We start from the raw sequence: 24734 nt of genomic DNA on the forward strand, positions 1-24734 counted from the left end.
ATACTATGAAAATTTCAGTAGAATTAACACTCACACCCATTCAGGACGATTATGAGCCTGTAATAATCAATTTTATAAAATCGCTACGAGCCTCCGGACTAACGGTGTTAGAGAACCCATTGAGTACCCAAGTATTCGGTGACTACGATGCAGTAATGAAGGTGTTACAAACAGAAATGAAAACGGCTTTGGTAGCCATGGACCGCGGATTGTTATATATGAAGATTGTATCATCGGATCGCAGTGACTATGAGCCCCATTTTTGAGTATTTTTTTGGACAATATGCCGAGTACGAGACCTATCAGATCGTATTAGAGATCGTAGCCGTACTTTTCGGGATCATATCGGCATGGTGCTCGAAACGTAACAGTATTTGGGTGTATCCTACAGGTATTGTTAGTACCTCGATATTTGTTTACTTGTTGTGGCAATGGGAGCTGTTGGGTGATATGCTCATCAACGTCTATTATTTTACAATGAGTGTGTACGGATGGTATGTATGGACACGAAAAGTGAGTCCGAATTCGTATACCCCAATCACTTGGGCGACGAAACGAGAACATGCCATATCCTTAGGGATCTTTTTTGGTGCGATCGTATTTGTATATGTGGTGTATGAGCTGTTCGAAAAATGGACGAGTTGGACGGCCTATGTCGATACATTGACCACTGGACTTTTCTTTGTTGGAATGTGGTTGTTAGCACGAAGGAAAGTTGAAAATTGGTTGTACTTGCTCGCGGGGAATATAATTAGTGTGCCGTTGTATTTTTATAAAGGGTACACCATAAGCAGTATGCTCTACGTTATTTTTGTAATCATATCGGTGTTAGGCTATTTTGCATGGAAGAAAAACTTACACAAAGACACAGTAATTGCATAAAGGTTGTGCTTTTTGGTCCCGAATCGACCGGAAAAACTACGTTGGCCAAACAATTGGCTCAGCATTTTCAAACCGAATGGGTGCCCGAATATATGCGTGAATACCTTCAGAAGAAATGGGATGAATCTAAAGAAATATGCGCCATTGAGGATCTAATCCCTATTGCTGAAGGGCAAATGCAAGCGGAGAACTGTGCGGCTACTCGAGTAAACGAGCTTTTAATTTGCGACACTAACTTACTGGAGCTGAAGGTGTATTCTGAATATTATTACGATGGCTATTGTCCTAAACCCATTGCTGAAGCTTCCGAAGCTAACAACTACGACCTCTATCTTCTTACTAATATTGATGTGCCTTGGGAATTCGATGATCTGCGCGATAGACCCGATGACAGGTCAACGCTATTCCGTATTTTTGAAGCCGAACTAAAAAAAGGGAGAACCCCTTACCATATTATTAGCGGTTCTAAACAAGAACGTTTCGATCTTGCTGTGAACCTCATACAAAAGTTGCTATCTAAATAATGCTAACGAAGAAAGACCTACGACAAATAAAAGAGCACGGACTTAAAGTAGATACGGTTGTTAAACAACTGGAAACATTTCAACGAGGCATACCGCCAGCCCATATAGTTACCGCAGCATCTGTTGGCAACGGGATAGAGGTTATTCAAAAGAACGATCAGAACAAGCTGGTGGATCTTTACGAAAAAGAGAAAGAGTCGCTAGAGATCGTAAAGTTTGTGCCTGCATCGGGAGCCGCGACCCGTATGTTCAAGTTCTTACATGAGTTTCTGAATGATTTCGACCCTAAGGAGGAATCGCTGTCAAAATATCTTAAACGAAAAGACAACGATGCGCTCAACACTTTTTTCAACTCCTTAAAAGAATTTCCATTTGTAAATGAGGTGCGGAAAAAGATCCGTGAGAATTATCCGGATTATAAAAAGTCGAACAAAGGACAGCGATGTTTTTATTTTGTGTCGACATTATTGGAGTCCCAAGGGCTCAATTTTAGTAATCTGCCCAAGGGATTAATTCCGTTTCACAAATACAAAAAGTATTACACGACGGCTTTCGAAGAACAGTTGTATGAAGCTGCCTTTTATGCTGCGACTCGAGGAGAGGCCCATTTACATTTTACTTTTTCTGAAAAACATGTACCGTATTTTAAGGAAGAATTTGAGTCCATCAAAAATCGTGTTACAAAAAAAACCAAGACCGAATTTCATATTTCGTATTCCTTTCAGAAAAAAGAAACCGATACTATAGCAGTAAATACCAACAATAAACCCTTTCGAGATGCTGATGAAAATTTGATCTTTAGGCCCTCGGGACACGGTGCTTTGTTGGAAAACCTAAACGATGTTGACGCCGATATTGTTTTTGTAAAGAATATTGACAATGTCGTTGCTGAAGACTATGTGGAAGAGATGGCTTTCTACAAAAAAGTGTTGGCAGGTAAATTACTGTGGCTTCAGAATAAGATCTTTACGTATCTGGAAAAATTGGAACTGGAAGATGTTGATGTTGCGCTATTAAAGGAGGTAAAATCGTTCTTATGGAATGAATTAAGTATTAAGGACATCCCAGAAGAACGTACCCAACTCATGTATATTCTAGTTCGTCCATTGCGAGTGTGTGGCGTCGTTAAAAACACAGGAGCCCCGGGTGGTGGGCCGTTTTGGGTAAAGAATGAGTACGGGAACACGAGCTTGCAAATTGTAGAGATGTCTCAGATCGATACTTCAGATCCGCACCAACGCGCTATCGTAAATGAGGCTACGCATTTTAATCCGGTCGATATAGTTTGTGGTGTACGCGACTGCAATGGGGAGGCATTCGATCTTAAAAAATATAGCGATCCTCACAGCGGATTTATTACCGACAAATCGATAGATGGAAAACCGCTAAAAGCACTCGAATTGCCCGGATTGTGGAACGGAGCTATGGCAAAGTGGAATACGGCTTTTGTAGAAGTACCCCTAAAGACCTTTAATCCGGTGAAGACGGTGAACGACCTTTTAAAACCGGCACACCGACCTAAAATGTAATGCAAACATCCACCATTATTCGAGAACTCACCTTTAAAGGGATTCGTAGCAGCGGTCCGGGTGGTCAGCATGTTAATAAGACTTCATCTAAGGTGGAGGTTCGATTTAATATAATGACTTCGGAAGGCTTACAGGATTCTGAAAAAGAACGATTACTGTCCAAATTATCCTCACGACTAACTTCCGAAGGGGAGTTAATAATGCAATGCGGAGAATCTCGCAGTCAACACAGGAATAAGGCCATAGTGATAGAGCGCTTGCTCGAACTGCTAAAGGAGCAACTTACCGTTAAAAAGAAACGCAAAAAAACGAAACCATCGAAGCGGGCTATCGAGCGTCGGCTTCAGAATAAAAAAAAGAACGCCCTCAAAAAATCGAATCGTAAGCCTCCTTCTATCGATTAAAAAATTTGTGATTTAATAGTGCTAGATTGACCAAATTTGTATTTTTGCACCACATCTCAAAGGGGTGCCGTAAAAAGCTGAGATTATACCCAATGAACCTGGGCAGGTAATGCTGCTAAGGGAATACGATGCTCACAAGCATCTTCGTTGTTATACCCCTATTGCGTCTTAAGGATCCAATAGGTTTTTTTATACAACTATTTTAATAACCAAACTCAAGAATAAGACCCCTTTTATTCGTAACAAAACCAATGTACGAATGAAACGTATTTTTTTATCCATCTTATTTTTAGCAGCTACAACTTGTACGCTAGCGCAAGAGAAAACAACAGACAGTACTAAAGTAGAAGCATTAGAAGAGGTGCTTATTAAATCGGTACGCGTAGATGCCGATTCACCTATCACGCATTCTAATCTTGACAAAGAAGAACTGGAAAAGCGTAATTTGGGACAAGATATCCCGTATATGCTTTCGTATTTGCCCTCGGTAGTTACAACCAGTGATGCCGGTGCGGGAATTGGATATACCTATATTCGAGTTCGAGGTAGTGATGCCTCACGAGTGAATGTAACTTTAAATGGAATTCCATTTAACGATGCTGAAAGTCAAGGAACTTTCTTTGTGAATCTGCCCGATTTTACATCATCGGTTCAAAATTTACAACTGCAGCGTGGCGTAGGGACCAGTACGAATGGGTCTGGTGCTTTTGGAGCCAGCTTGAACATTCTTACCGATGGTGTTTCTGAAACGGCCTATGGTGAGATTTCAAATGCTGTGGGCTCCTATAACACTCGAAAACACAATGTGAAATTTAGCACAGGCTTGTTGAACAACCGTATTGAAATTGCCGGGCGATTGTCTACCATTCAGTCTGATGGGTATATAGACCGGGCGAGCTCCGATCTTAAATCCTATTTTTTACATGCTGCTTACTTAGATAGAAATACGTTGATAAAAGCATTGGCCTTTGGCGGAAGAGAAGAAACCTATCAAGCCTATTTTGGGATTGACGCCGAAACGTTGGCCAACGACCGCACCTTTAATCCTGCCGGGATGTACACCGATGAAGACGGTAATGTAAAGTTCTATGATAATGAAGTAGACAATTATGCACAAGATCATTATCAGTTGTTGTGGAACCAACGATACAACAATAAATGGAGCTCGAATGTGTCCTTAAATTATACCTACGGAAGAGGATATTTTGAACAATATAAAGAGGATGAGGATTTTGAAACCTATAATTTCGATCCCATAGAAATAGGTGGAGAAACGATTAATACCACCGATCTAATTCGTCGCCGTTGGCTAGATAATGATTTCTATGCTGTAAATGCCAATGTAAACTATAAAGATAACGATGTTGAGGTAAGCAGTGGTGCGTTTTTTAGCACTTACAGTGGCGATCATTTTGGTGAGGTGATCTGGGCACAGTTCGCCGGTGGGAGTGAGATTAGAGATCGCTATTACTTTGGTGTAGGTGATAAGAATGAGTTTACCGTTTTTACAAAGGCCACATGGCGTATTGATGACCAATGGAGTGTTTTTGGAGATTTGCAAGGACGATTTATTAGTTATGAAACCAGTGGAACTACTTCCGATCTTATTACCTTGAATGTAGACCAGTCGTATTCGTTCTTCAATCCGAAGGCGGGAGCATCGTTTCAGTTAAATGAAAAGAACCAATTCTATGCTTCCTACGGAAGAGCAAATAGGGAGCCGCGACGTAGCGATTTTGAACAAGGCATCTTTACTGCCGAAAAATTAGATGACATTGAGTTGGGGTGGCGCTACGCTTCCGAAGCAACCAATATAAGCACCAACTTGTTCTACATGGATTATACCGATCAATTAGTGCTTACGGGAGCGATCGATGATGTTGGTGCACCAATTCGAGAGACAAGTGGAGAGAGCTACCGAATAGGACTAGAAGTAGATGCTGAAATTCGTTTGAGCCAATCATTTACAGTGCGACCTAATATAGCATTAAGCAGTAATAAGAATGTAGATTTTGTATTTCAACGTGATGGAGAACTGGTGAACTTAGGGAATACCAATATTTCGTATTCACCCGAAATCGTTGCCGGAAATATAGTTGAATATAGACCTATTCCTAATCTGCAATTCGCTTTGTTGTCTAAGTATGTTGGAGAGCAGTTTATGGGGAATATAGACAGTGAGGTATCTAAATTAGACAGCTATTTTATTAATGACCTCAATATAGTTTATGAGTTAAGAGAAGTGCCGTTCGTCGACTCCATCTTGTTAAACGGTTTGGTAAACAACCTCTTTAATGTGGAGTATGTGTCTAACGGATATTTCTTTACGTTCGATGATGATTTTAGCGAGCCGGGGACCATTACCACGATTGAAGGTGCCGGATTCTACCCGCAAGCTACTATCAACTTCTTGGTGGGAGCCACTGTTCGGTTCTAGTTAGTAATACGAACTGTATTGCCCGTGCGTACCGCACGGTATTGCTGCATAGGGTATTTTGAAGGATCTGTTCTATGTTCACCGGTGACGATGTTGTATTCGTTGTCATCGGTGGTACAGGGACACGTTGCAATTGGAGCTTCAATTTCCATACGAGAACAATTATTTGGCGGGTGATTAGGATCGGTGAGATCGAAGGCCGTATAGAGTTCATTGTTCACGTTGTAAACCACTATTCCTCGAATTCCTTGCTGATTTATAATCACGCTATTACCGGGAAAATTTAACGGATTGTATTGTGGGAGATTTAGATTTAGGGTAAGGCTCACCAACGGATCGATGAGATTTGGGTTGTCTTCACGGTCATCGTCATTATTAGAGCAGGCTGTTAAAACGAGTGCCGCCACCACTATTAGGTATCTAATATTCATATTTTAAAAGAAATTTCGGTCAAAAGTACGATAAAATGTACAACAACTAATTTTTTGTATATTTGTGTAACGAAATCCCGTCACGCATGGGATTTTTTGTGTTTTATTCTGAAGTAGCCTCGTCGTTAAAAGGAGCATTCTTCAGAACTAAAAATGAAATGGAATGCTGTTTAGCATATAAACGATGAAGTTATGAGTAAAGTATCTTATTACACAGAAGAAGGACTAAAAAAACTACGTGAAGAATTAAATCAGTTAAAAGATGTAGAACGTCCTAAGGCGTCACAAGCTATTGCTGAAGCTAGAGATAAAGGAGATTTAAGTGAGAATGCTGAATACGATGCCGCTAAAGAGGCGCAGGGTATGTTAGAAATGCGCATATCTAAACTTGAAGAGGTAGTTGCCAATGCCAGAGTGATAGACGAGTCTCAATTAGATACGTCTAAGGTCTTGGTGCATTCTAAAGTAAAAATCAAGAATTTAACCAATAATGCCGAAATGATCTACAAGTTAGTAGCCCAAAGCGAAGCCGATCTCAAATCGGGAAAAATTTCGGTAGACTCTCCTATAGGAAAAGGATTGCTTGGTAAAAAAGTAGGGGAGATCGCAGAGATCCAAGTACCTAATGGGGTAATGAAGTTCGAGATCCTAGAAATTTCAAGAAGTTAATTATGGCGACCGTATTTACAAAGATCATTAACGGAGAAATTCCCAGCTATAAGATAGCTGAAGATGAAAATTTTATTGCCTTTCTGGATATTAATCCAAACGCAAAAGGCCATACGCTATGTGTACCCAAACAAGAAGTAGATAAAATTTTCGATCTGGGAGAGCACGTGTATCTTCAATTGATGCAGTTCTCGAGAAAAGTCGCATTGGCCCTTCGGAAAGCAGTGCCATGTGAACGTGTTGGAATGGCTGTTATCGGCTTGGAAGTTCCTCATGTGCATGTGCATCTAATTCCAATCAATGAAATGAAAGATATGACCTTCGATCATAAGGTCACCTTAAGCGAAGCCGAGTTTAAAGAATTGGCAGCCGAAATTTCAAGTCATATTTCCTAGTCTTACCTAAGAATAACAAAATAAACGATCGCAATTAACACGAGAAGATCGGCTACAATGATCACGTAGGCGAGTGGCTTTAATTTGATCCCTTGGTGTTCGGGAACAGCAAGCTTTTTATGATAGTCGTTTACACGCTCAATATCTTCGGTCCAGTTAACCGGGTAGACCGCAGAATTACAATTATGGCAATACAGTGATCCGTTTACATTCTTTTCAGATTTTGAATATAGCGGAGTATCCTTGATTTGTTGCGTAAACGTAAATTCGAGTCCGTCGTTCGCATAACAAATTGGACAATTATTTGAAATAGTGGCCGTATGTACCACTTTTGAGGTTGCTTCCATATTATTGTTGTAATCGTAAGGCGATTTCCATAGTGGTTCCTTTTCCGGGGGTACTTCTAAGAACGCGGATTTTACCGTTATGGTATTCTTCAATAATTCGTTTTACAAGTGAAAGACCTAATCCCCAGCCTCTTTTTTTGGTGGTATAGCCCGGACTAAAGACACGTTTAAAACTACGTTTAGGTATTCCTTTTCCTGTGTCGCTAACTCGAATCAAGGCATTCTTCGAAGTATGTTCTACCGTTATCGTAATGGTTCCTTTTCCCTTCATCGCATCGATCCCGTTTTTAACCAGGTTTTCAATCGTCCATGAATACAATTGTGGGTTGAGATCGACATACAATGGTTTGTCTGTTAATTCCAGTTGAAATTCAATTAGTTTAGAACTGCGACTTTGTAAATAGGAAAATGCTTCTTTGGTTTCGTCTACGATGTTGGTTCGTTTTAAGGTGGGTAAAGACCCAATCTTCGAGAATCGTTCGGTAATGGTTTCGAGTCGAGCGATATCTTTTTCCATCTCTTGTATGTACTCTTGGTTTACTTGCTCTGTTTTTAGGATCTCTGTCCATCCAACTAAGGAAGAAAGTGGCGTACCAATTTGATGAGCCGTTTCTTTGGCCATACCTGCCCAAAGTTTATTTTGTTCTGCCGATTTAGACGTTTTGTAGAAAAAGTATAACACGGCCGCAGAAAGCAGTAAAATTAAAATAAGGACAGCAGGATAGTATTTAAGTTTATTGATAATGGGTGAGTTTCCGTAGTAAATAGTAGTGAGTATCTCACCATTATAGGTTAATTGTAACGGTTTGTATTCTTTAGCAAATTGATTGGCATAAGCAATTCGTTTGTTTCGCAACTTGACAGAGTCATTTGTTTTTTCTACGATATTCCTAGCATCATAGCTGTCTGAACTATGCGTATACAATATCATTGGGGTAGTTGTATTGCTCGAAAGCGCTTTGAGAACGGTCTCGCTTACCTCGGCGCTATTACTGAGATGAATAGCTTCCAATTCTTGTTGCGCGCTTGCCCATACTTGCATCTTATCACGTTCGTTCTGTTTTAACTGATTAAAAAACGCATATGTATTCCACAGTATAAGCGTGATTATAAAAAGAAATAGAATAATAAAGAGCCAGCGATTAACAGCCTTTTTGTTTTGCATGTAGTGTTTTCGTTTTCAGATTTAAATATAAAGGAATTATGTTAATATTATTGTGTGATCAAATTTTTAAACCCATGATACTTTGGGTACATTTGCAGCTATGATTTCTATCGACCCTAAGGATATTAGTACTGGTAAACTTCATGGCTATCTGCTTGGCGCCGTTTCTCCTAGACCCATTTGTTTTGCGAGTACGATCGACGGTAAAGGCAACGTGAATTTGTCACCGTTTAGTTTCTTCAACGTGTTTAGTGCAAATCCGCCGATCATGATATTCTCTCCGGCGCGGAGGGTGCGAAATAATACGACCAAGCATACACTTGAAAACGCTTTGGAGACCAAAGAAGTTGTGATCAATATTGTAAGTTACGATATGGTACAACAAATGTCACTATCATCGACCGAATACGATAAAGGAATCAACGAATTTACAAAAGCGGGCTTTAATGCAATCGCTTCCGATCTTGTAAAACCCCCACGAGTTGCCGAAGCACCTGTTCAATTCGAATGTAAGGTGAACGAAGTGGTCGCACTTGGTGATAATGGAGGAGCCGGGAATTTGGTAATATGCGAGGTAATAAAACTACATATAGCTGAATCTATTTTAGATGGAGATGGCAGGATCGATCCTGAGAAACTCGATGCCGTGGCGCGTATGGGAGGCAATTGGTACAGCCGTGCGAAAGAAGGAATGTTCGAAGTGCCAAAGCCACTGTCTACGATAGGAATTGGAGTTGATGCACTGCCGGAACGAATTAGGAACAGTAGGGTGCTTACCGGAAATGATCTTGGTATGCTAGGAAATATAGAGGCACTACCAACAGCAGCAGTTGTTACTGATTTTTTAAATGCTTCGGAAGAAAACAAGTCGTTGATAGCATCAGGAAATACAGAGCAAATACATAAAAAAGCGCAGCAATTGCTTTGCGACGGAAATCTGTCCGAAGCATGGAAGCTGCTAGCAGCTCACGAAAGCAATACGTAACAAGCCATGTATGTGCAACTTAAAAATTGGGCTAAGAAAATAGTTCCAAACCAATGGCTTCGAAAGCACGAAGGATTTTTAAGAGGCTTGATCGCGCTACAATATAAAGGCAAAACCTACCAATGTAATGTGTGTGGATATGCCTTACGAGCGTTCATTGAATTAGAAGATAAGGGTAAATTGTGTCCCAATTGTGGGAGCTTGGCGCGTACGCGTTATTTGTGGCAATTCCTCTTAGATGCGATCGGACTAAAAGATAAGGTCGTCTTGCATTTTTCACCACCGAAGAAGATCTCACAACGACTTAAAAGAAGTGGTGTGAAGGAGTATGTCACGACAGATTTTGAAAATGAATTTACAGCCGATAAACAGCTTAATATTGAAGAAATTGATGAGCGTGACGCCGTTTACGATCTTATTATTTGTTTTCATGTTTTAGAACATATCGAGAACGATCGTAAAGCGATGGCCGAATTATATCGAATTCTGAAACCCGGAGGTAGGTGTTTGGTGCAAACCCCTTTTAAAGAGGGAGCAATATACGAGGATGCCGATATAAGCACTCCGGAAGCACGATTGAAGCACTTCGGGCAAGAAGATCACGTTCGGGTCTATTCGGTTAACGGATTGGAACAACGGCTACAGTCGGTCGGATTTAAAGTAACCCGTCATACAAATACGGCAGCGGCAACCAATTTTCATGGGTTTCCGAAGCAATTAACACTATTAATAGCAGAAAAATAATACATAAATTAAATTAGAATCGAATGGAAGTACAAGGAAAGATAAAAATGATAGATGATACTAAAACTTACGGGAACAATGGTTTTAGAAAAAGAGAGATGGTGGTGACCACCGAAGAACAATATCCGCAGCAAATCATGATCGAGTTTGTTCAAGATAAAACAGATTTGCTGAACAACTTTAAAGTGGGCCAAAATGTAAAGGTGAGCATTAACCTAAGAGGTCGCGAATGGACTAATCCGCAAGGAGAAACTAAATATTTTAATTCCATTCAAGGATGGCGCATAGAAAATATAGATCAGTCGGTTTCTTCCAATATGCCACCAATGCCCCCAGCCGATGCATTTGAGCCTGCAAACGACTTGAACGAAGAAGATCACGACGATCTGCCATTCTAAAAATCTGAAATTGCCAGCATACTGGCTACATTAGATAGATGAATATCACCAAAGCCATTGAAACGGTCTTTAATCGATTTTTGCCATCACCATTCGCGATCGCAATTATCTTAACGATGGTTACAATGGCTTTGGCATTGTGTTTTACGAACGCTCCTGCCGATCAAAATCATTTTCTGGCCATACTGTCGTTCTGGGAAAACGGTATATGGAACAACGCCTTGCTTGTTTTCGCCTACCAAATGATGCTCATCTTGGTACTTGGCCACATTTTGGTGCTAAGCAAACCAATGAGCAAGGCGATAGAAAAGCTTACCAATTTGGTAAGTAATACTTCGAATGCCGTCTTGCTCGTGAGCATTACTACCTTGCTCGTTTCCTTCTTTAATTGGGGACTTGGATTGATCTTTGGCGCGATCATGGCTCGCAAAGTTGCAGAAGCAGCACAATTGCGTAATTTCAGTATAAATTATCCATTGGTAGGTGCTTCAGGATATGTTGGTCTAATGATCTGGCACGGGGGCATTAGCGGGTCTGCTCCATTAAAAGTGGCCGAGGCAGGACATCTCGCCAGTTTAATGTCGGGCATTAGCGATCCTACTATTCAAGCACAATTGCCTACGGCTATTTCATTTAGTGAGACAGTTTTTAGTGTACCCAATTTACTGTTGTTCGGAGTATTGCTAGTGCTAATCCCGGGATTTCTATACCTGCTTTCTAAAAGAGTAAGTGTATCAAAAATAAACTTGCCAATTTACAACAACACAACAGAAGAGAAGCAAACAGTTATTGGCGCCGACCGATTAGACCATTCAAAATACTTGGGAGCGATCTTCGGAATTCTTATCCTAATTGCGTTTGCCTATCAATATGCCGGAAACCTTACAGAGCTTGCTATCACCCCTAATCTTCTTAACTTTTTTATGTTGGGATTAGGACTCTTGCTACACGGAAGCTTTGCTTCATTTCTTAGAGCACTCCAAGAAGCGATATCGGGTGCTGCAGGAATCTTGATCCAATTTCCTTTATATTTTGGTATCATGGGAATCATGCGCGATAGCGGAATGGTAGTTCAAATATCCGACTTCTTTGTTTCGATCGCCACGCCACTTACTTTACCAATCTTTACTTTTTTTAGTGCTGGCCTTGTAAACGTATTTGTGCCAAGTGGTGGAGGACAGTGGGCCGTCCAAGGTCCTATTGTGGTAGAGTCGGCATTAAAGCTAGGCGTGCCGCTGCCAAAGGCGATCATGGCCTTGGCCTATGGAGATCAGATCACCAATATGCTGCAGCCCTTTTGGGCATTGCCATTGCTCGCTATAACCCGATTAAAAGCCAAAGAAATTTTGCCGTATACCGTTCTTATTATGATCTTAGGAGCGATCGTCTTTCTTAGTGGTTTATTAATTTTTTAATTGTAATGGTTGTTTCTGAAAGACCCTTGAATTACCAATTTTAAATAAATGCATTTTCTCAGTTCTTCTGAAATTTATTTTCCTTCCCCTTCTGAAGCTTCAGAAGAAGGTCTGTTGGCCATTGGTGGTGATTTGTCTGAAGCACGAATCCTACTCGCATACCAATCGGGTATATTTCCATGGTACGAGGCGACACAACCTATTTTATGGTGGAGTCCGGATCCGAGAATGGTACTGTTTCCGAAGCAATTCAAGGTATCTAAAAGCCTTCAGAAAAAAGTAGACAAAAACTATTTTAAGGTCACTTTTAATACACAGTTCGAGCAGGTAATACGAAAGTGCGCAAGTGTTCCGCGCAAAGAACAAGACGGTACGTGGATCTCAGAAGCCATGATAAAGGCATATATTAAGCTACATCGTAAGGGACATGCGTATTCGGTTGAGGTATGGCGTTCGTCGAAGTTGGTAGGAGGGCTTTACGGTATTGATCTTCCCAAACAAGGCGTATTTTGTGGAGAGAGTATGTTCAGTGAAGAATCGGATGCGTCTAAAGTTGGTTTTTATCATCTTGTAGCGCAGTTACAAGAAAAAAACTATTCGTTGATCGATTGTCAAGTGTACTCTGAGCACTTGGAACGACTGGGAGCGAAAGAAATTTCCCGTGATCGATTCTTAGCGTATTTGAAGTGTTAAGTTTTTAAATAAGCAAGCCTAAAAGGCTAAAAATAAGTATATTCGTTTCCTCAAATCCAGTTTTTACGATGAAATTACATTACACTAAAGTGCTACTTGTCATGTTATTGACGGTATGTACTACTTTTTCTTTTGGGCAGCAAAATGAAATATTGCCTGCAAATCTAACTCCTTCCGAAGAAGGAATCCTTACCCAATACGAGTTTACAAACTCACGCATTACGCCACCACCGGCCGGACCGGTACGAACAATGGCCGAATGGGAAGAAGTAGAATATCTAGTACTTACATGGCAACCAAGTTTTCCAAATATATTACGTCAAATCGTTGCAGCTGCCGTAAATGAGTGTAATGTGATTATTGTTACTCAAAATGAAGCTACAGTTTCTTCCTACCTAACTTCTAACGGAATCGATATTAGCAATGTTACTTTCTTGGACGTTCCATGGAACAGCATTTGGATTCGTGATTATGCAGGAAATACGGTGTATAGCGATGACGTTGGGCAACGCAACTTGGTAGATTGGATCTATAACAGGCCTAGACCCGATGATGATGTAATTCCTGCCGCACATGCCAGCTTATTGGGCCTTCCTTTTTATGCAACCGACTCGGGCACCAACGATCTGGTGAATACCGGAGGTAACTTTATGTCGGATGGCCTCGGAAATGCCTTTGCATCAGAATTAGTATTAGATGAAAATGCTGCGGGCAATCCTTATGGTGTTTCTGCAAAGACGGAAGCACAGATAGACGATATCATGTTCAACTATATGGGCATAGAGAACTATATAAAAAATGACCCCACTTCCCTACGATGTAATTAATCATATCGACATGCATATGAAGTTGTTGGACGAAGAAACGTTATTGGTGGCCGAATATCCTACTGGAGTAGCCGATGGCCCACAGATAGAAGCCAATATCGACTACGTACTATCTAATTTTCAGTCGGCATTTGGAACTCCATTTAAGGTGAAAAGAATTGACTCACCACCAAGTGAAGGCGGTAATTACCCGGATAATGGAGGATATTATCGAAATTATACCAATGCGGTATTTATTAATAAAACAATTCTTATTCCAACCTATCGGCCGGAAGTCGATGGGCCTGCACTGGCGCAATGGGAAGAAATGATGCCGGGATACAATATTGTGGGAATAGATGTGGATAATCAAGGTGAAAACTTGATCTCTCAAGTAGGGGCGATACACTGTATAACACACACCATTGGCGTAGCCGATCCATTATTGATCGTGCACCAACCTATTGCAGAAGCAGGCGCAGGTAGTAATGTGTCCATAGACGCTTTGATTAAACACGAATCGGATATTAGTGAAGCGAGTGTTTTCTGGAGACAAGAAGGAGATACCAACTTTTCGGAAGTTGCGATGAGTTTTGTAAGTGAAGACAATTGGACGGTCGATTTAAGTATTCCTTCGGAAGCGATAGACATTGAATATTATATTACTGCCGAATCAAATTCGGGTAAGACCATGAGTAGACCTATGGTAGCGCCGGAAGGATTCTGGACCATGAACGTTGCCAATCTTGGAGTTAACGACCTTGCAGCACAATCGATCTCAGCACCATATCCTAATCCGACAACGGGAGAAGTGCGATTTGATCTGGACCAAATCGACGGACCGGTACTTGTCACGGTTCACAATCTGTTGGGTCAAAAACTAGATGAGATAACTATAGATTCAGGAAGAGGAACAATGAAATTGCAATTAAATCGAACTTGGCAAGGAACTTTATTTATAACCTTTGAAGGTGATTTTGGTCGTGTTACTAAGAAAGTAATTAAAATATAATTGTTTAAATTAGATATAATAATTAAAGATTTTAGCAGTTTTAAGACACTGTGCCGCAGATATTTGTATTTTATCGAATATTTTTGGTACTTAGCTACTGATAAACCATCTTTGGTAAGATAATTCTTACAATTAATAGTATGAAATTAAAGCACCTACTTTTCCTTTTCGCCCTAGTCATTTTCACATTTTCAAGTGTCGCGCAGGTTCAAACCAAAACTTCTACCGATGTCAATAAGGACGTAGACGTAACAAAGGTGTACGAGCAGGTGGTAAAAGAAGGCTATGGAACGCCTCTTATTTATAAAGATCTGGCAAATGCTTATTATTTTAAAAGCAATTATGCCATGGCTAGAAAATGGTATGAAAAATTGTTTTCGGTGGAACCACCGACTGACGAAACCTTAAAGTTTCGATACAAGCAGTCACTAAAGGCATTGAACGCAAATATTGAAAAGAATAAATACCTATCGGCGCCAGCTGTAGGAACTAACTAGAATACTAGCACTAATGCAATTGCGTACCCGTTACTTCCTTATGTCGAAAACAACTAGTTAAATGGTCGTTCACCATGCCCGTGGCTTGCATATGTGCATAAATAACGGTCGAACCTACAAATTTGAATCCGTGTTTCTTAAGATCCTTACTAATGGCATCACTTAAGGGTGTGTTTGCCGGAACGTCTTCCATTTTTTTGTAGTTATTCTGAATGGGTTTTCCATCTACAAAATCCCATATGTATTTACTAAAACTACCAAACTCCTTTTGAATATGTATAAAGGCTTGTGCATTGCTTACGGCCGAGCGTACTTTTAACTTGTTTCTAATGATACCGGGATCTTGAAGCAAACTAGCGATCTTGGGTTCATTGTAGGCTGCAATTTTCTGATAGTCGAAATCATCAAAGGCCTTTCGGAAATTCTCCCGCTTTCGTAAAATAGTGATCCAACTAAGTCCGGCTTGGAAGGTTTCCAAGAGTAAAAATTCGAATAATGTAGCATCATCGTATACCGGTACTCCCCATTCGGTATCGTGATAACTAACATACAGTGGATCATCTCCACACCACGGACAGCGTTCTCGTTTCATATTTTATGTTCGAATTCCGAAGGTACTAAGATTTGCAGCATTTGCTTAATACTGCCCCGGAAAATTGTAGGTAATAGTACCTAATTGTTTGTCTTTAGCGCTATTGGTAGTAAAGCGAGCGTCATTGGCATATTCTAATGCGCTCTCGATCAAGCAGCCATTGGTGGTCGTAGATAGGTTCTTGTTGTAGGTAGCCCTTGTGATCTTTCCCAAAGCGTTCACTTCTATAGAAATAACGATCTTTCCGCCACCTTCGCAAGTATATACGGGATTGGGCAGATCGATAGCAGTACGGCCAACAAGCCGATAACTTATAGTTGTTCTGCGATTGGCACCTCGGTTTATAACGGTTTCATTAGAAGATTCGTCTCCATTAGAAAGTCGTTCACGGGTTTCAATAATTTTTTCTTTCGCTTTTTCTATGCCCGCTTCGTTATTTGTTGCATTCGATTCGGCGATGGCTCGGTCGATCTCGGCTAACTTTCCTTCGATAGTTTCGGTAGGATCTTCCCTAAGATTTTCAGCATCATTTATAAATTCCTCCGCTTCATTGTACGCACGATTGGTTTCAACGGTCGTCTTTTCCGGAGTCATTATGGCCAGTTCTTCCTCTTCCAAGAGTAGCTCTTCGGCTTTATATACTACATCGTAGTTCTCTAGTGGTACTTCTTCATAATTTCCCAATTTTATACTGTAAAGCACTAAGAAAAGAATTCCGAAGAGAAGAGAAGTGATTAGAAATGCTCGATATGAATAGTTCCAATTCATGATTGCAAGTACTGAAATTTTAGCGGAAAAACCTTACAAACTGCTGAAAATTAAGGCTTTTTTAACTGGATAATGCGTTTTCGAAGGCTTCTATGGTCGTGCTGTCGGCTACATGGAAACTACCAATTTTAGTGCGTCTTAGACTTGACAGGTGCCCTCCATTATTTAAGGCGCGACCCAAATCATGTGCTAGGGATCGAATATAAGTTCCTTTACTGCACACGACTCTAAAATCGACTTGCGGTAGTTCGATCCGTGTGATCTCAAAAGAGGATATTCGTACGGTTCGCTTCGGAATGTCAACATCTTCGCCTGCACGTGCAAATTCATACAATCGTTTTCCGTCTTTTTTTAATGCAGAAAACACCGGCGGTTGTTGTTGTATCTCGCCTACAAACTGTTGGGCGGTTGATTTAATTTTCTCTGAAGTCACTTCGGAAAGTGAATAGGTGGCATCAATTTCGGTCTCTAGATCATAACTGGGAGTCGTAGCGCCCAAGGTAATAGTGCCGGTGTATTCCTTTTCTTGCGCTTGAAAGCTTTCGATCTTTTTGGTGAACTTTCCGGTACATAAAATAAGTAAGCCGGTAGCCAACGGATCTAAAGTACCGGCATGTCCTACTTTAATTTTTTTAATGTCAAATTGTTTTCTAATTAACCACCGAACTTTATTGACCACCTGAAATGAGGTCCAACCCAAAGGTTTATCGATAAGGAGTACTTGCCCCGATTTGTAGTCATCTGCTGTCATTATAAAATACTCACTAAAATGGCAAGCATGCCTATGAATACACAATATACTGCGAAATAACGCAGTTTACTCTTCCTAACCAGTGCGATCATCCAAGTACAAGCGATCAAGCCGCAAATAAATGCGGCTGCAAATCCAAGTCCGAGCACCGTAAAATTTGTAGATACGGTTGTGAGTTCTCCGCTTAGAAGGTCTTTTGCGATCTTTCCGAAGATCAAAGGCACGACCATAAGGAACGAAAATCGCGCAGCCTTACTTTTGTCGTTTCCAAGCAACACCGAGGTCGATATTGTCGCGCCGCTCCTGGAAATTCCGGGTAGCATGGCGATTGCCTGTGCGATACCAATAATAAATGCGTTTCCATAGCTAACATGTTTGCCTGTATTCTTTGCACGATCTGCCAGCCAAAGTAATATGGCGGTCACGATCAACATGGCGCCAACAAAAGCAATGTTCCCGCCAAAAAAGGCTTCTAATTGGGCCTCGAACAGCAAACCGACAATCACAGCCGGCAGCATAGAAACAAGAATCTTAACGGTAAATTGAGTTTCTTCGTTCCAAGTAAACTTTAGAAGTCCGCCCACAATCGCTACCACATCCTTTCGGAATACGACAATGGTACTTAACGCTGTAGCAAAATGGAGCACTACGGTAAATAGAAGGCTTTCTTCGGGCAGGGAGGTATCTCCCAAGATCGCTTTTCCTAATTCGAGATGTCCACTGGAAGAAACCGGTAGAAATTCGGTAAACCCTTGAATTATTCCAAGGAGAATGGCTTCCCAAGCATCCATGTGTTAATCTTTCTTTTTTGGATTGAGCAAGATCGCGTAGACCTCAATACCGAAACCTATAAGCACCAAAGCCGGTGCAAGACGAATACGGCGCCAACTGTAAATTTCCGGATTGAATACTGTAGGATCGTCACTGCCACCACCGGTCATTAGTATAAATCCGAGAGCAATAAAAGCAATTCCTATAAGCATGAACTTATAGTTTTCTCGTTCAAAAATAAATTCTGTTTTCTTCGCTTCTTCTCGTCGTTTCTTTTCTCCCAAAATATAAATTTTACGAATTTAAAAGTATAGTTTTTTAGGCAATGTATTTACAGCTTCCTCCAAACTAATAGGAATAAGTGCAAGGTAGCTTTTTTATTTAAATGCGCATTTCCTAGTACGCTTTGAATGCTATTAATAGTACAGCTCATCGGTTCTCAGATTTAAGAATCGTTGAGTTGCAAAAAAGGTGCTTATCCAAGTAATAACAAATCCCATTAAAAATATGAATGCGAACAGAACGATTAGTAACACCTTGTCTTCTAGTAATTGCAATTCGGAAAAATTCTGGTTTAAATAATACAGGACAATCCCCATTCCAATCATTGCTATGACCGCTCCTATCATCCCTAACTTTACACTTTTCCAAATAAACGGTAGTCGAATAAACCGTTTGGTCGCGCCAACCATTTGCATGGTCTTAATCGTAAACCGCTTGGCGTAAACCGATAAACGAATAGAGCTATTAATTAAGAGTACGGCAATAAAGGTAAATACCCCACTAATAATGAGTATCCAGAGGCTGATCTTTTTTACATTGTCGTTCAACAGCTCGATCAAGGGTTTGTCGTACACCACTTCGTCAACAAAATCTTTGGTCATGATCTCATTACTGATCTCTTCCAATTTTGCCGGAGACACATAATCGGCCAAAACATGCACGTCTATGCTGTTCTGCAAAGGGTTATACCCAAGAAACTCCATATAATTCTCGCCAATGGTGGCGCTGTGTTCTTCGGCTGCTTGTTCTTTCGAAATAAATTCAGCCGATTTGGTATATTCGGCTAAAGCTAAGCTTTGTTTTAGTTGTGTGATCTCTACTTCTTTCGCGCTATCTTTTAAGTATACCGTGAGCGCTATCTTCTCTTTGAAATGGTCTCCTACTTTCTTAGTGTTTAATACCAACAGCCCCAAAAGTCCTAGTAAGAATAAGACTAATGAGATACTAATCACCACCGAAAAATAGGAAGAGATCAATCTGCGTTTTTGGTATTTTTCGAAAGAAGACGCCATAGGTTTTGTTGAATTACAGCTGTAAAAATACAAGGAATTTTACACCTAATACATAACAACGTTTAAACTTTTGTCTTTCGTACAATAGCCGTAAATTTGCCCCCGCACTTCTTCTCCCGTTGTAAGCGGTGCTTTACTTTTAATTTTTCTTTAATGAGTAGTTATCACTTTAACGATATTGAGGCCAAATGGCAAGCAAATTGGGCTAAGAACAACACGTTTAAAGCAAAAAATCCATCCGATTCCAATGCTGAACTTCCACCTAGTTACTATGTGCTAGATATGTTCCCCTATCCCTCGGGAGCCGGTTTACATGTAGGCCATCCCTTGGGTTATATTGCCAGCGATGTGTATGCCAGATACAAGCGACATAAAGGATTTAATGTATTACACCCTATGGGCTACGACAGCTTTGGGTTACCGGCAGAACAGTATGCCATTCAAACGGGACAGCATCCGGCCGAAACTACGAAGGTAAATATTGAAGGCGGTGTCGATAAAAGTGGAAAACAGATAGAAGGATACCGAAGACAATTAGATAGAATTGGATTTTCGTTCGATTGGAGTAGGGAAGTGCGCACCTCCAATCCGGAGTATTACAAATGGACGCAATGGATCTTTATTCAGCTTTTCGAGAGCTGGTACGACGAAAAACAAGACAAGGCTAGGCCTATTTCTGACTTGATTTCTATCTTTTCTTCGGAAGGAAACACAACGGTACAAGCGACCTGTGATGCCAATACCGAATCCTTTACTGCCGAAGAATGGACAAATCTTTCCGAAGCAGCACAACAAAAGATATTACTTAAATACCGACTTACCTACTTGGCGGAAACAGAAGTGAATTGGTGTCCACAATTAGGAACAGTCCTGGCAAATGATGAGATCGTAAATGGTGTGTCAGAACGCGGGGGATATCCTGTCGTTCGTAAGAAAATGAAGCAATGGAGCATGCGAATTACAGCCTACGCCCAACGCTTGTTAGACGGATTGCAGACCATAGATTGGCCACAGCCGCTAAAAGATTCTCAAACCAACTGGATTGGTCGAAGTGAAGGAGCTAGTGTAACTTTTTCGGTAAAAGATCACGATGCCACCATCGATGTTTTTACCACACGTCCCGACACTATTTTTGGAGTGAGTTTTATGACTCTTGCGCCCGAACATGAGCTGGTTGGCGAAATCACTTCCGAAGCACAACAACAAGCCGTTAACGAATATATCGAAGCTACAGCTAAACGTAGCGAACGAGAACGTATGGCCGATGTAAAGACCATTAGTGGTGTTTTTACAGGCGCCTATGCGATCCACCCTTTTTCCGGAAAGGAAATTCCTATTTGGATTGGCGACTATGTTTTGGCAGGGTATGGGACCGGAGCGGTCATGAGTGTTCCATGTGGCGATCAACGTGATTACGATTTTGCCAAACACTTTGCTATCGAGATCCCGAATATTTTTAAAGGGGTCGATATTTCCGAAGCAGCCTTTGCAGATAAAGAAAATACGATAATTACCAATAGTGACTTTCTAAACGACCTTTCGTACAAGGAGGCGACAAAAAAAGCGATTGAAGCCTTAGAAGCCAAAGGCCATGGAACCGGCAAGATAAACTATAGATTGCGCGATGCCGTTTTTTCAAGGCAGCGCTATTGGGGAGAGCCATTTCCCGTGTATTACAAGAATGGACTGCCACAAATGATCGCATTGGAACATTTGCCGCTAACCTTACCTGAGGTCGAAAAATACCTACCGACCGAAGATGGGGAACCACCACTGGGTCGAGCTGATGTATGGGCTTGGGACACCAAGGCGAACAAGGTTGTGGCCAATACACTCGTTGATGATGAGACAGTATTTCCACTAGAATTAAATACCATGCCGGGATGGGCAGGGAGTAGTTGTTATATGTTTCGATATATGGATCCAAACAATTCTGATGCCCTAGCCGCAACCGAAGCGATGAGGTATTGGGATAGTGTCGATTTGTATGTAGGCGGAAGCGAACACGCAACCGGCCATTTATTATACAGTCGTTTCTGGGTAAAATTTCTTTACGATCGTGGACATCTGCTGGTAGACGAGCCTATTAAAAAATTGATCAACCAAGGGATGATCTTGGGTGAAAGTGCCTTTGTGCATAGAGTGGAGGGTGAGCATAAATTGGTTTCGGCAGGTCTTGCGAACAACTATAATACACAACCCATTCATGCAGATGTTTCGTTAGTGAATACTTCAAACGAGTTGGATGTAGCTGCCTTCAAACAATGGCGCACTGAATTTGAGGATGCGGAGTTTATAACCGAAGGAGAGGGTACATTTAAAGTGAGCCGCGAGGTCGAAAAAATGTCAAAATCGAAATACAACGTGGTAAGCCCCGATGAGATTTGCGACCGATATGGAGCCGACACCTTGCGAATGTACGAGATGTTCTTGGGGCCATTAGAGCAAGCGAAGCCTTGGAATACCGCTGGGATCACAGGGGTGCATAGTTTTCTTAAAAAATTATGGAAATTGTATCACAACGGTGCAAACAATAGCTTTCAAGTAACCGACAAACCTGCTTCAAAAGACAGCTTAAAGACCTTGCATAAAACGATTAAAAAAGTAGAAGAAGATATAGAAAACTTTAGTTTTAACACTTCTGTGTCTACTTTTATGATTGCGGTTAATGAACTTGGTGCGCAAAAGTGTAATTCGAAAGAAGTTTTACAGCCTTTATTGGTGCTTATTTCACCGTATGCGCCCCATATAGCCGAAGAACTTTGGAACAAGCTAGGGCATCCCGAGAGTATTGCCACAGCACAATTTCCAGTATTCGACGAGAAACATTTGGTAGAAAGTAGTAAGGAGTATCCAATTTCTTTTAATGGAAAGATGCGATTTACACTCGAACTACCGTTGGATATGAGCAAAGATGACATTGAGGCTGCCGTAATGGCACATGAGAAGACTGCCCATTATCTCGAAGGTCGCAGCCCGAAAAAGGTAATTGTAGTGCCCGGAAAGATTGTCAATATCGTGGGATAACTTTAGCATACTTTTTGCATTTCAATTTGTACTTTTAATTTTCAAATAAAGAACAAATGATAGGGTATTATATATTAGCGGGAATCATCTTTTTGGTGAGCATGTACGTAAGCAACAGACTAAAAAGTAAGTTTAAGAAGTATTCCCAAACTCATTTACAGAACGGCATGAGTGGTAAAGAGATCGCAGAGAAAATGCTTTCTGATAATGGAATCCACGATGTAAAAGTAATCTCGGTGCAAGGAAAGTTGACCGATCACTACAATCCGGCAAATAAAACAGTAAACCTTAGTGAGCAGGTTTATATGCAGCGTAATGCTGCCGCTGCTGCCGTGGCTGCTCATGAGTGTGGTCATGCAATACAACATGCCACAGCGTATAGTTGGTTAAAGCTACGATCGGCCATCGTGCCTGCAGTAAGTGTTTCGAGCAAGCTGTCTAATTTTGTAATTATGGCAGGATTGGTATTGTCGGTATCCGGTTCACTGCTGGGAAATACGATATTCTTAATAGGAATTATATTATTTGCAGCGACCACCGTTTTCGCGTTTATCACCTTGCCGGTAGAATTTGATGCAAGTAAAAGAGCGTTGGCATGGTTAGAAACCGAAAATATGGTTACACCACAAGAGCACGCCGGTGCCAAAGACGCACTAAAATGGGCGGCCCGAACCTACGTAGTTGCCGCAATTGGATCCTTAGCAACACTCTTATATTTTATAAGTATCTTTTTAGGAAGACGCTAATTGCTTCAGAAACAAGAATAAAATAGAGCCGCTTCCTAGAAGCGGTTTTTTTATCCGGCTACGTTATCGGGATTGTATCCTAAATAAGGGACTTCGGTCTCGTTAAAAGAAATGCCAAAGCTTTCTAACTCCTTGAGTATTGGGGTATATACCTCTTTAGTAATTGGAAGTTGTACGCCCGGCGTGGTTATTTCTTCATTTAATATTTTGAGTGCCGCAATGGCGACGGGAAGCCCAACGGTTTTTGCCATTGCCGTATGGGTTTGGTTTTCACCTTTAATGACCATATTACTGTCTATCTGTTTTTTCTCGCCATTTATTTCGTAGCCAAATTTATGATACATAACAATCATATCTTTATCTTCTTGTTGTAGTGTCCATTTGTCCTCAAGAATTCGCTGTAACGCTTTGGCCGGGGTTGCATCTTTTATTCCAATCGTTTTTTTGGCGTTAAAGATGTCTAGTTCTAACAGCTTTCCCCACATTAGGTCATCTTGATCGATTTTTAGATTATGACGTAGTTTAAGTTCTACGGAATCGGTTGGAGAATAGGGTAAGAATAGGTTTACAAAGTCACGATACGATAAGTCTTCAGAATTCGGAATGGTGTAGCTGTCATCGGTCATGCCAAGTTGCACGAACATATTCCATGCTTTACTGAAGCCCACGCGTCGAATGGTTCCGCGATATAAGGTCAATACATCTTCGAGCCCGTAAACGCTTCTGTACTTCAATGAATTTCGATTGGCATAGCCTTCAAACCGACCGTGGCCTTCAATCTCTAGGAACTCAGTTCTTCTAAAGAGTCGGTGATACGGTATGTATTTATACGTACCCTCTTGTATAAATTCGGCTGCGCCCCCTTGACCTGCCAGCACTACATTTCTTGGGTTCCAGGTAAACTTGTAATGCCATAAGTTGTCATCGCTTTCGGGCGCGACAAGTCCGCCGGTAAACGACTCGAACAACAACATTTTTCCCCCGTTATCGCGAATACGATCTATTAGTTGCATGGCGCTCATGTGGTCGATCCCAGGATCGAGTCCGATCTCGTTCATAAACACCAGTCCTTTTGCGGTTACTTTAGTGTCCAGCGATTGCATCTCGTCACTTATATAAGAGGCGGTCACCATATGTTTTCCAAATTCCAAACAATCTTTGGCTACTTCAATATGATAACGTGCGGGTAACATCGAAATTACCAGGTCACTGTTCTCGATAGCCTCCCGGCGTTGTCTTGAATTGAAAACATCTAATAGAATTCCGCGTCCGTTCGGGTGTCCTTCGGTAAATTTTTGCGCTTGTTGTATTGAAATATCACCAATGGTCAAGAACAGATCTTCGGCTTCCGATTTATCCAGTAAATAACGGATTAAGCTTGTGGCTGAGCGTCCTGCTCCAATGATCAAAATATTTCTCATACGTAGGTTTTTTGGTATCTTTGTGAAGGT

Annotated in this window: 28 protein-coding genes; 18 read left to right on the forward strand and 10 right to left on the reverse strand. The window is 41.1% G+C overall.

Going from position 1 to position 24734, the window contains the following annotated elements:
* Nucleotides 1–5 precede the first annotated feature (5 nt).
* The 6 genes from DWA30_RS03515 (at nt 6) to DWA30_RS03540 (ending at nt 5776) form a co-directional block, all read left to right on the forward strand.
* A complete protein-coding gene (locus tag DWA30_RS03515) occupies nt 6–266 on the forward strand; it encodes a thiamine-binding protein (protein ID WP_114491157.1) in 261 nt (86 codons plus the stop codon).
* Complete coding sequence (gene pnuC, locus DWA30_RS03520) at nt 250–882, forward strand: nicotinamide riboside transporter PnuC (RefSeq protein ID WP_114491158.1); 633 nt, start codon at nt 250–252, stop codon at nt 880–882. Before DWA30_RS03515 ends, pnuC begins: the two co-directional genes overlap by 17 nt.
* Nucleotides 843–1406 (forward strand): AAA family ATPase, encoded by a 564-nt coding sequence (locus DWA30_RS03525; RefSeq protein WP_114491159.1) that lies wholly within the window; start codon nt 843–845, stop codon nt 1404–1406. Before pnuC ends, DWA30_RS03525 begins: the two co-directional genes overlap by 40 nt.
* Entirely contained in the window at nt 1406–2935 is a 1530-nt protein-coding gene (locus tag DWA30_RS03530; protein WP_114491160.1) for a DUF4301 family protein, read from the forward strand. Before DWA30_RS03525 ends, DWA30_RS03530 begins: the two co-directional genes overlap by 1 nt.
* Nucleotides 2935–3339, forward strand: a complete 405-nt coding sequence (arfB, locus tag DWA30_RS03535; RefSeq protein WP_114491161.1) for an alternative ribosome rescue aminoacyl-tRNA hydrolase ArfB — start codon at nt 2935–2937, stop codon at nt 3337–3339. The genes DWA30_RS03530 and arfB overlap by 1 nt, the downstream gene beginning before the upstream one ends.
* A 259-nt stretch (nt 3340–3598) precedes the next feature.
* A complete protein-coding gene (locus tag DWA30_RS03540) occupies nt 3599–5776 on the forward strand; it encodes a TonB-dependent receptor (protein WP_114491162.1) in 2178 nt (725 codons plus the stop codon).
* Here DWA30_RS03540 and DWA30_RS03545 read toward each other — a convergent pair.
* Nucleotides 5773–6207 (reverse strand): hypothetical protein, encoded by a 435-nt coding sequence (locus tag DWA30_RS03545; RefSeq protein ID WP_114491163.1) that lies wholly within the window; start codon nt 6205–6207, stop codon nt 5773–5775. The two genes, DWA30_RS03540 and DWA30_RS03545, sit on opposite strands and share 4 nt — an antisense overlap.
* A gap of 192 nt (nt 6208–6399) precedes the next feature.
* Between DWA30_RS03545 and greA the strand changes: the two genes are divergently transcribed.
* Nucleotides 6400–6876 carry a transcription elongation factor GreA gene (gene greA / locus DWA30_RS03550; RefSeq protein WP_114491164.1) on the forward strand — a complete coding sequence of 159 codons (477 nt, stop codon included), beginning with the start codon at nt 6400–6402 and terminating at the stop codon, nt 6874–6876.
* A gap of 2 nt (nt 6877–6878) precedes the next feature.
* Complete coding sequence (locus DWA30_RS03555) at nt 6879–7271, forward strand: HIT family protein (protein ID WP_114491165.1); 393 nt, start codon at nt 6879–6881, stop codon at nt 7269–7271.
* A 2-nt stretch (nt 7272–7273) separates the two neighbouring features.
* Here DWA30_RS03555 and DWA30_RS03560 read toward each other — a convergent pair whose 3' ends face one another.
* A complete protein-coding gene (locus DWA30_RS03560; protein WP_114491166.1) occupies nt 7274–7618 on the reverse strand; it encodes a hypothetical protein in 345 nt (114 codons plus the stop codon).
* 1 nt (nt 7619) lies between these two features.
* Nucleotides 7620–8783, reverse strand: a complete 1164-nt coding sequence (locus DWA30_RS03565; protein ID WP_114491167.1) for a sensor histidine kinase — start codon at nt 8781–8783, stop codon at nt 7620–7622.
* A 100-nt stretch (nt 8784–8883) separates the two neighbouring features.
* On the opposite strand from DWA30_RS03565, the gene DWA30_RS03570 reads away from it, so the two are divergent.
* The 8 genes from DWA30_RS03570 (at nt 8884) to DWA30_RS03605 (ending at nt 15333) form a co-directional block, all read left to right on the forward strand.
* Entirely contained in the window at nt 8884–9768 is an 885-nt protein-coding gene (locus DWA30_RS03570) for a flavin reductase family protein (RefSeq protein WP_114491168.1), read from the forward strand.
* Nucleotides 9769–9780: 12 nt separating this feature from the next.
* Entirely contained in the window at nt 9781–10512 is a 732-nt protein-coding gene (locus DWA30_RS03575; RefSeq protein WP_168421728.1) for a class I SAM-dependent methyltransferase, read from the forward strand.
* A gap of 23 nt (nt 10513–10535) precedes the next feature.
* Entirely contained in the window at nt 10536–10910 is a 375-nt protein-coding gene (locus DWA30_RS03580) for a DUF3127 domain-containing protein (RefSeq protein WP_114491170.1), read from the forward strand.
* Nucleotides 10911–10948: 38 nt separating this feature from the next.
* Entirely contained in the window at nt 10949–12325 is a 1377-nt protein-coding gene (locus tag DWA30_RS03585; protein WP_114491171.1) for a short-chain fatty acid transporter, read from the forward strand.
* A 48-nt stretch (nt 12326–12373) separates the two neighbouring features.
* The gene (gene aat / locus DWA30_RS03590) at nt 12374–13018 is read left to right on the forward strand and encodes a leucyl/phenylalanyl-tRNA--protein transferase (protein ID WP_114491172.1); all 645 of its coding nucleotides are present in this window, start codon (nt 12374–12376) and stop codon (nt 13016–13018) included.
* Nucleotides 13019–13086: 68 nt separating this feature from the next.
* A complete protein-coding gene (locus tag DWA30_RS13520; protein WP_114491173.1) occupies nt 13087–13845 on the forward strand; it encodes an agmatine deiminase family protein in 759 nt (252 codons plus the stop codon).
* Entirely contained in the window at nt 13817–14836 is a 1020-nt protein-coding gene (locus tag DWA30_RS13525; protein WP_114491174.1) for an agmatine deiminase family protein, read from the forward strand. Before DWA30_RS13520 ends, DWA30_RS13525 begins: the two co-directional genes overlap by 29 nt.
* A 140-nt stretch (nt 14837–14976) precedes the next feature.
* The gene (locus DWA30_RS03605; protein WP_114491175.1) at nt 14977–15333 is read left to right on the forward strand and encodes a hypothetical protein; all 357 of its coding nucleotides are present in this window, start codon (nt 14977–14979) and stop codon (nt 15331–15333) included.
* 10 nt (nt 15334–15343) lie between these two features.
* On the opposite strand, the gene DWA30_RS03610 is transcribed toward DWA30_RS03605, so the two are convergent.
* From DWA30_RS03610 to DWA30_RS03635, 6 genes are all read right to left on the reverse strand, one after another.
* On the reverse strand, nt 15344–15925 hold the full coding sequence (locus DWA30_RS03610) for a DNA-3-methyladenine glycosylase I (RefSeq protein WP_114491176.1): 582 nt from the start codon (nt 15923–15925) through the stop codon (nt 15344–15346).
* A 45-nt stretch (nt 15926–15970) separates the two neighbouring features.
* On the reverse strand, nt 15971–16693 hold the full coding sequence (locus DWA30_RS03615; protein WP_114491177.1) for a hypothetical protein: 723 nt from the start codon (nt 16691–16693) through the stop codon (nt 15971–15973).
* Nucleotides 16694–16754: 61 nt separating this feature from the next.
* The gene (truB, locus tag DWA30_RS03620; RefSeq protein WP_114491178.1) at nt 16755–17444 is read right to left on the reverse strand and encodes a tRNA pseudouridine(55) synthase TruB; all 690 of its coding nucleotides are present in this window, start codon (nt 17442–17444) and stop codon (nt 16755–16757) included.
* Nucleotides 17444–18235: an undecaprenyl-diphosphate phosphatase gene (locus DWA30_RS03625; RefSeq protein ID WP_114491179.1), complete on the reverse strand. Its 792-nt coding sequence runs from the start codon at nt 18233–18235 to the stop codon at nt 17444–17446. The genes truB and DWA30_RS03625 overlap by 1 nt, the downstream gene beginning before the upstream one ends.
* Nucleotides 18236–18238: 3 nt before the next feature.
* On the reverse strand, nt 18239–18499 hold the full coding sequence (locus DWA30_RS13620) for a DUF3098 domain-containing protein (RefSeq protein ID WP_245933856.1): 261 nt from the start codon (nt 18497–18499) through the stop codon (nt 18239–18241).
* A gap of 132 nt (nt 18500–18631) precedes the next feature.
* Nucleotides 18632–19510 (reverse strand): cell division protein FtsX, encoded by an 879-nt coding sequence (locus tag DWA30_RS03635; protein WP_114491181.1) that lies wholly within the window; start codon nt 19508–19510, stop codon nt 18632–18634.
* 153 nt (nt 19511–19663) lie between these two features.
* On the opposite strand from DWA30_RS03635, the gene leuS reads away from it, so the two are divergent.
* Together leuS and DWA30_RS03645 are read left to right on the forward strand one after the other, a co-directional pair.
* Entirely contained in the window at nt 19664–22537 is a 2874-nt protein-coding gene (gene leuS / locus DWA30_RS03640; protein ID WP_114491182.1) for a leucine--tRNA ligase, read from the forward strand.
* Nucleotides 22538–22593: 56 nt separating this feature from the next.
* Entirely contained in the window at nt 22594–23283 is a 690-nt protein-coding gene (locus DWA30_RS03645) for a zinc metallopeptidase (RefSeq protein ID WP_114491183.1), read from the forward strand.
* A gap of 50 nt (nt 23284–23333) precedes the next feature.
* Here DWA30_RS03645 and DWA30_RS03650 read toward each other — a convergent pair whose 3' ends face one another.
* Nucleotides 23334–24704, reverse strand: coding sequence for a saccharopine dehydrogenase family protein (locus DWA30_RS03650; RefSeq protein WP_114491217.1), 1371 nt, complete (start codon nt 24702–24704; stop codon nt 23334–23336).
* Between the last annotated feature and the right edge of the window lie 30 nt (nt 24705–24734).

This window comes from Candidatus Ulvibacter alkanivorans (assembly GCF_003333325.1).
GTDB classification, from domain to species: Bacteria; Bacteroidota; Bacteroidia; order Flavobacteriales; family Flavobacteriaceae; genus Ulvibacter_A; species Ulvibacter_A alkanivorans.

Excerpts from the sequence above, each read along its gene's own strand:
- DWA30_RS03530 (WP_114491160.1), top strand. The coding sequence starts at position 1,406 with ATGCTAACGAAGAAAGACCTACGACAAATAAAAGAGCACGGACTTAAA.
- DWA30_RS03650 (WP_114491217.1), bottom strand. The coding sequence starts at position 24,704 with ATGAGAAATATTTTGATCATTGGAGCAGGACGCTCAGCCACAAGCTTA.
- DWA30_RS03605 (WP_114491175.1), top strand. The coding sequence starts at position 14,977 with ATGAAATTAAAGCACCTACTTTTCCTTTTCGCCCTAGTCATTTTCACA.
- greA (WP_114491164.1), top strand. The coding sequence starts at position 6,400 with ATGAGTAAAGTATCTTATTACACAGAAGAAGGACTAAAAAAACTACGT.
- DWA30_RS03525 (WP_114491159.1), top strand. The coding sequence starts at position 843 with ATGGAAGAAAAACTTACACAAAGACACAGTAATTGCATAAAGGTTGTG.
- DWA30_RS13520 (WP_114491173.1), top strand. The coding sequence starts at position 13,087 with ATGAAATTACATTACACTAAAGTGCTACTTGTCATGTTATTGACGGTA.
- DWA30_RS03560 (WP_114491166.1), bottom strand. The coding sequence starts at position 7,618 with ATGGAAGCAACCTCAAAAGTGGTACATACGGCCACTATTTCAAATAAT.
- DWA30_RS13525 (WP_114491174.1), top strand. The coding sequence starts at position 13,817 with ATGACCCCACTTCCCTACGATGTAATTAATCATATCGACATGCATATG.
- DWA30_RS03570 (WP_114491168.1), top strand. The coding sequence starts at position 8,884 with ATGATTTCTATCGACCCTAAGGATATTAGTACTGGTAAACTTCATGGC.
- DWA30_RS03585 (WP_114491171.1), top strand. The coding sequence starts at position 10,949 with ATGAATATCACCAAAGCCATTGAAACGGTCTTTAATCGATTTTTGCCA.
- pnuC (WP_114491158.1), top strand. The coding sequence starts at position 250 with ATGAGCCCCATTTTTGAGTATTTTTTTGGACAATATGCCGAGTACGAG.
- aat (WP_114491172.1), top strand. The coding sequence starts at position 12,374 with ATGCATTTTCTCAGTTCTTCTGAAATTTATTTTCCTTCCCCTTCTGAA.
- DWA30_RS03565 (WP_114491167.1), bottom strand. The coding sequence starts at position 8,783 with ATGCAAAACAAAAAGGCTGTTAATCGCTGGCTCTTTATTATTCTATTT.
- truB (WP_114491178.1), bottom strand. The coding sequence starts at position 17,444 with ATGACAGCAGATGACTACAAATCGGGGCAAGTACTCCTTATCGATAAA.
- arfB (WP_114491161.1), top strand. The coding sequence starts at position 2,935 with ATGCAAACATCCACCATTATTCGAGAACTCACCTTTAAAGGGATTCGT.
- leuS (WP_114491182.1), top strand. The coding sequence starts at position 19,664 with ATGAGTAGTTATCACTTTAACGATATTGAGGCCAAATGGCAAGCAAAT.
- DWA30_RS03645 (WP_114491183.1), top strand. The coding sequence starts at position 22,594 with ATGATAGGGTATTATATATTAGCGGGAATCATCTTTTTGGTGAGCATG.
- DWA30_RS03625 (WP_114491179.1), bottom strand. The coding sequence starts at position 18,235 with ATGGATGCTTGGGAAGCCATTCTCCTTGGAATAATTCAAGGGTTTACC.
- DWA30_RS03515 (WP_114491157.1), top strand. The coding sequence starts at position 6 with ATGAAAATTTCAGTAGAATTAACACTCACACCCATTCAGGACGATTAT.
- DWA30_RS03610 (WP_114491176.1), bottom strand. The coding sequence starts at position 15,925 with ATGAAACGAGAACGCTGTCCGTGGTGTGGAGATGATCCACTGTATGTT.
- DWA30_RS03580 (WP_114491170.1), top strand. The coding sequence starts at position 10,536 with ATGGAAGTACAAGGAAAGATAAAAATGATAGATGATACTAAAACTTAC.
- DWA30_RS03635 (WP_114491181.1), bottom strand. The coding sequence starts at position 19,510 with ATGGCGTCTTCTTTCGAAAAATACCAAAAACGCAGATTGATCTCTTCC.
- DWA30_RS03555 (WP_114491165.1), top strand. The coding sequence starts at position 6,879 with ATGGCGACCGTATTTACAAAGATCATTAACGGAGAAATTCCCAGCTAT.
- DWA30_RS03615 (WP_114491177.1), bottom strand. The coding sequence starts at position 16,693 with ATGAATTGGAACTATTCATATCGAGCATTTCTAATCACTTCTCTTCTC.
- DWA30_RS03545 (WP_114491163.1), bottom strand. The coding sequence starts at position 6,207 with ATGAATATTAGATACCTAATAGTGGTGGCGGCACTCGTTTTAACAGCC.
- DWA30_RS03540 (WP_114491162.1), top strand. The coding sequence starts at position 3,599 with ATGAAACGTATTTTTTTATCCATCTTATTTTTAGCAGCTACAACTTGT.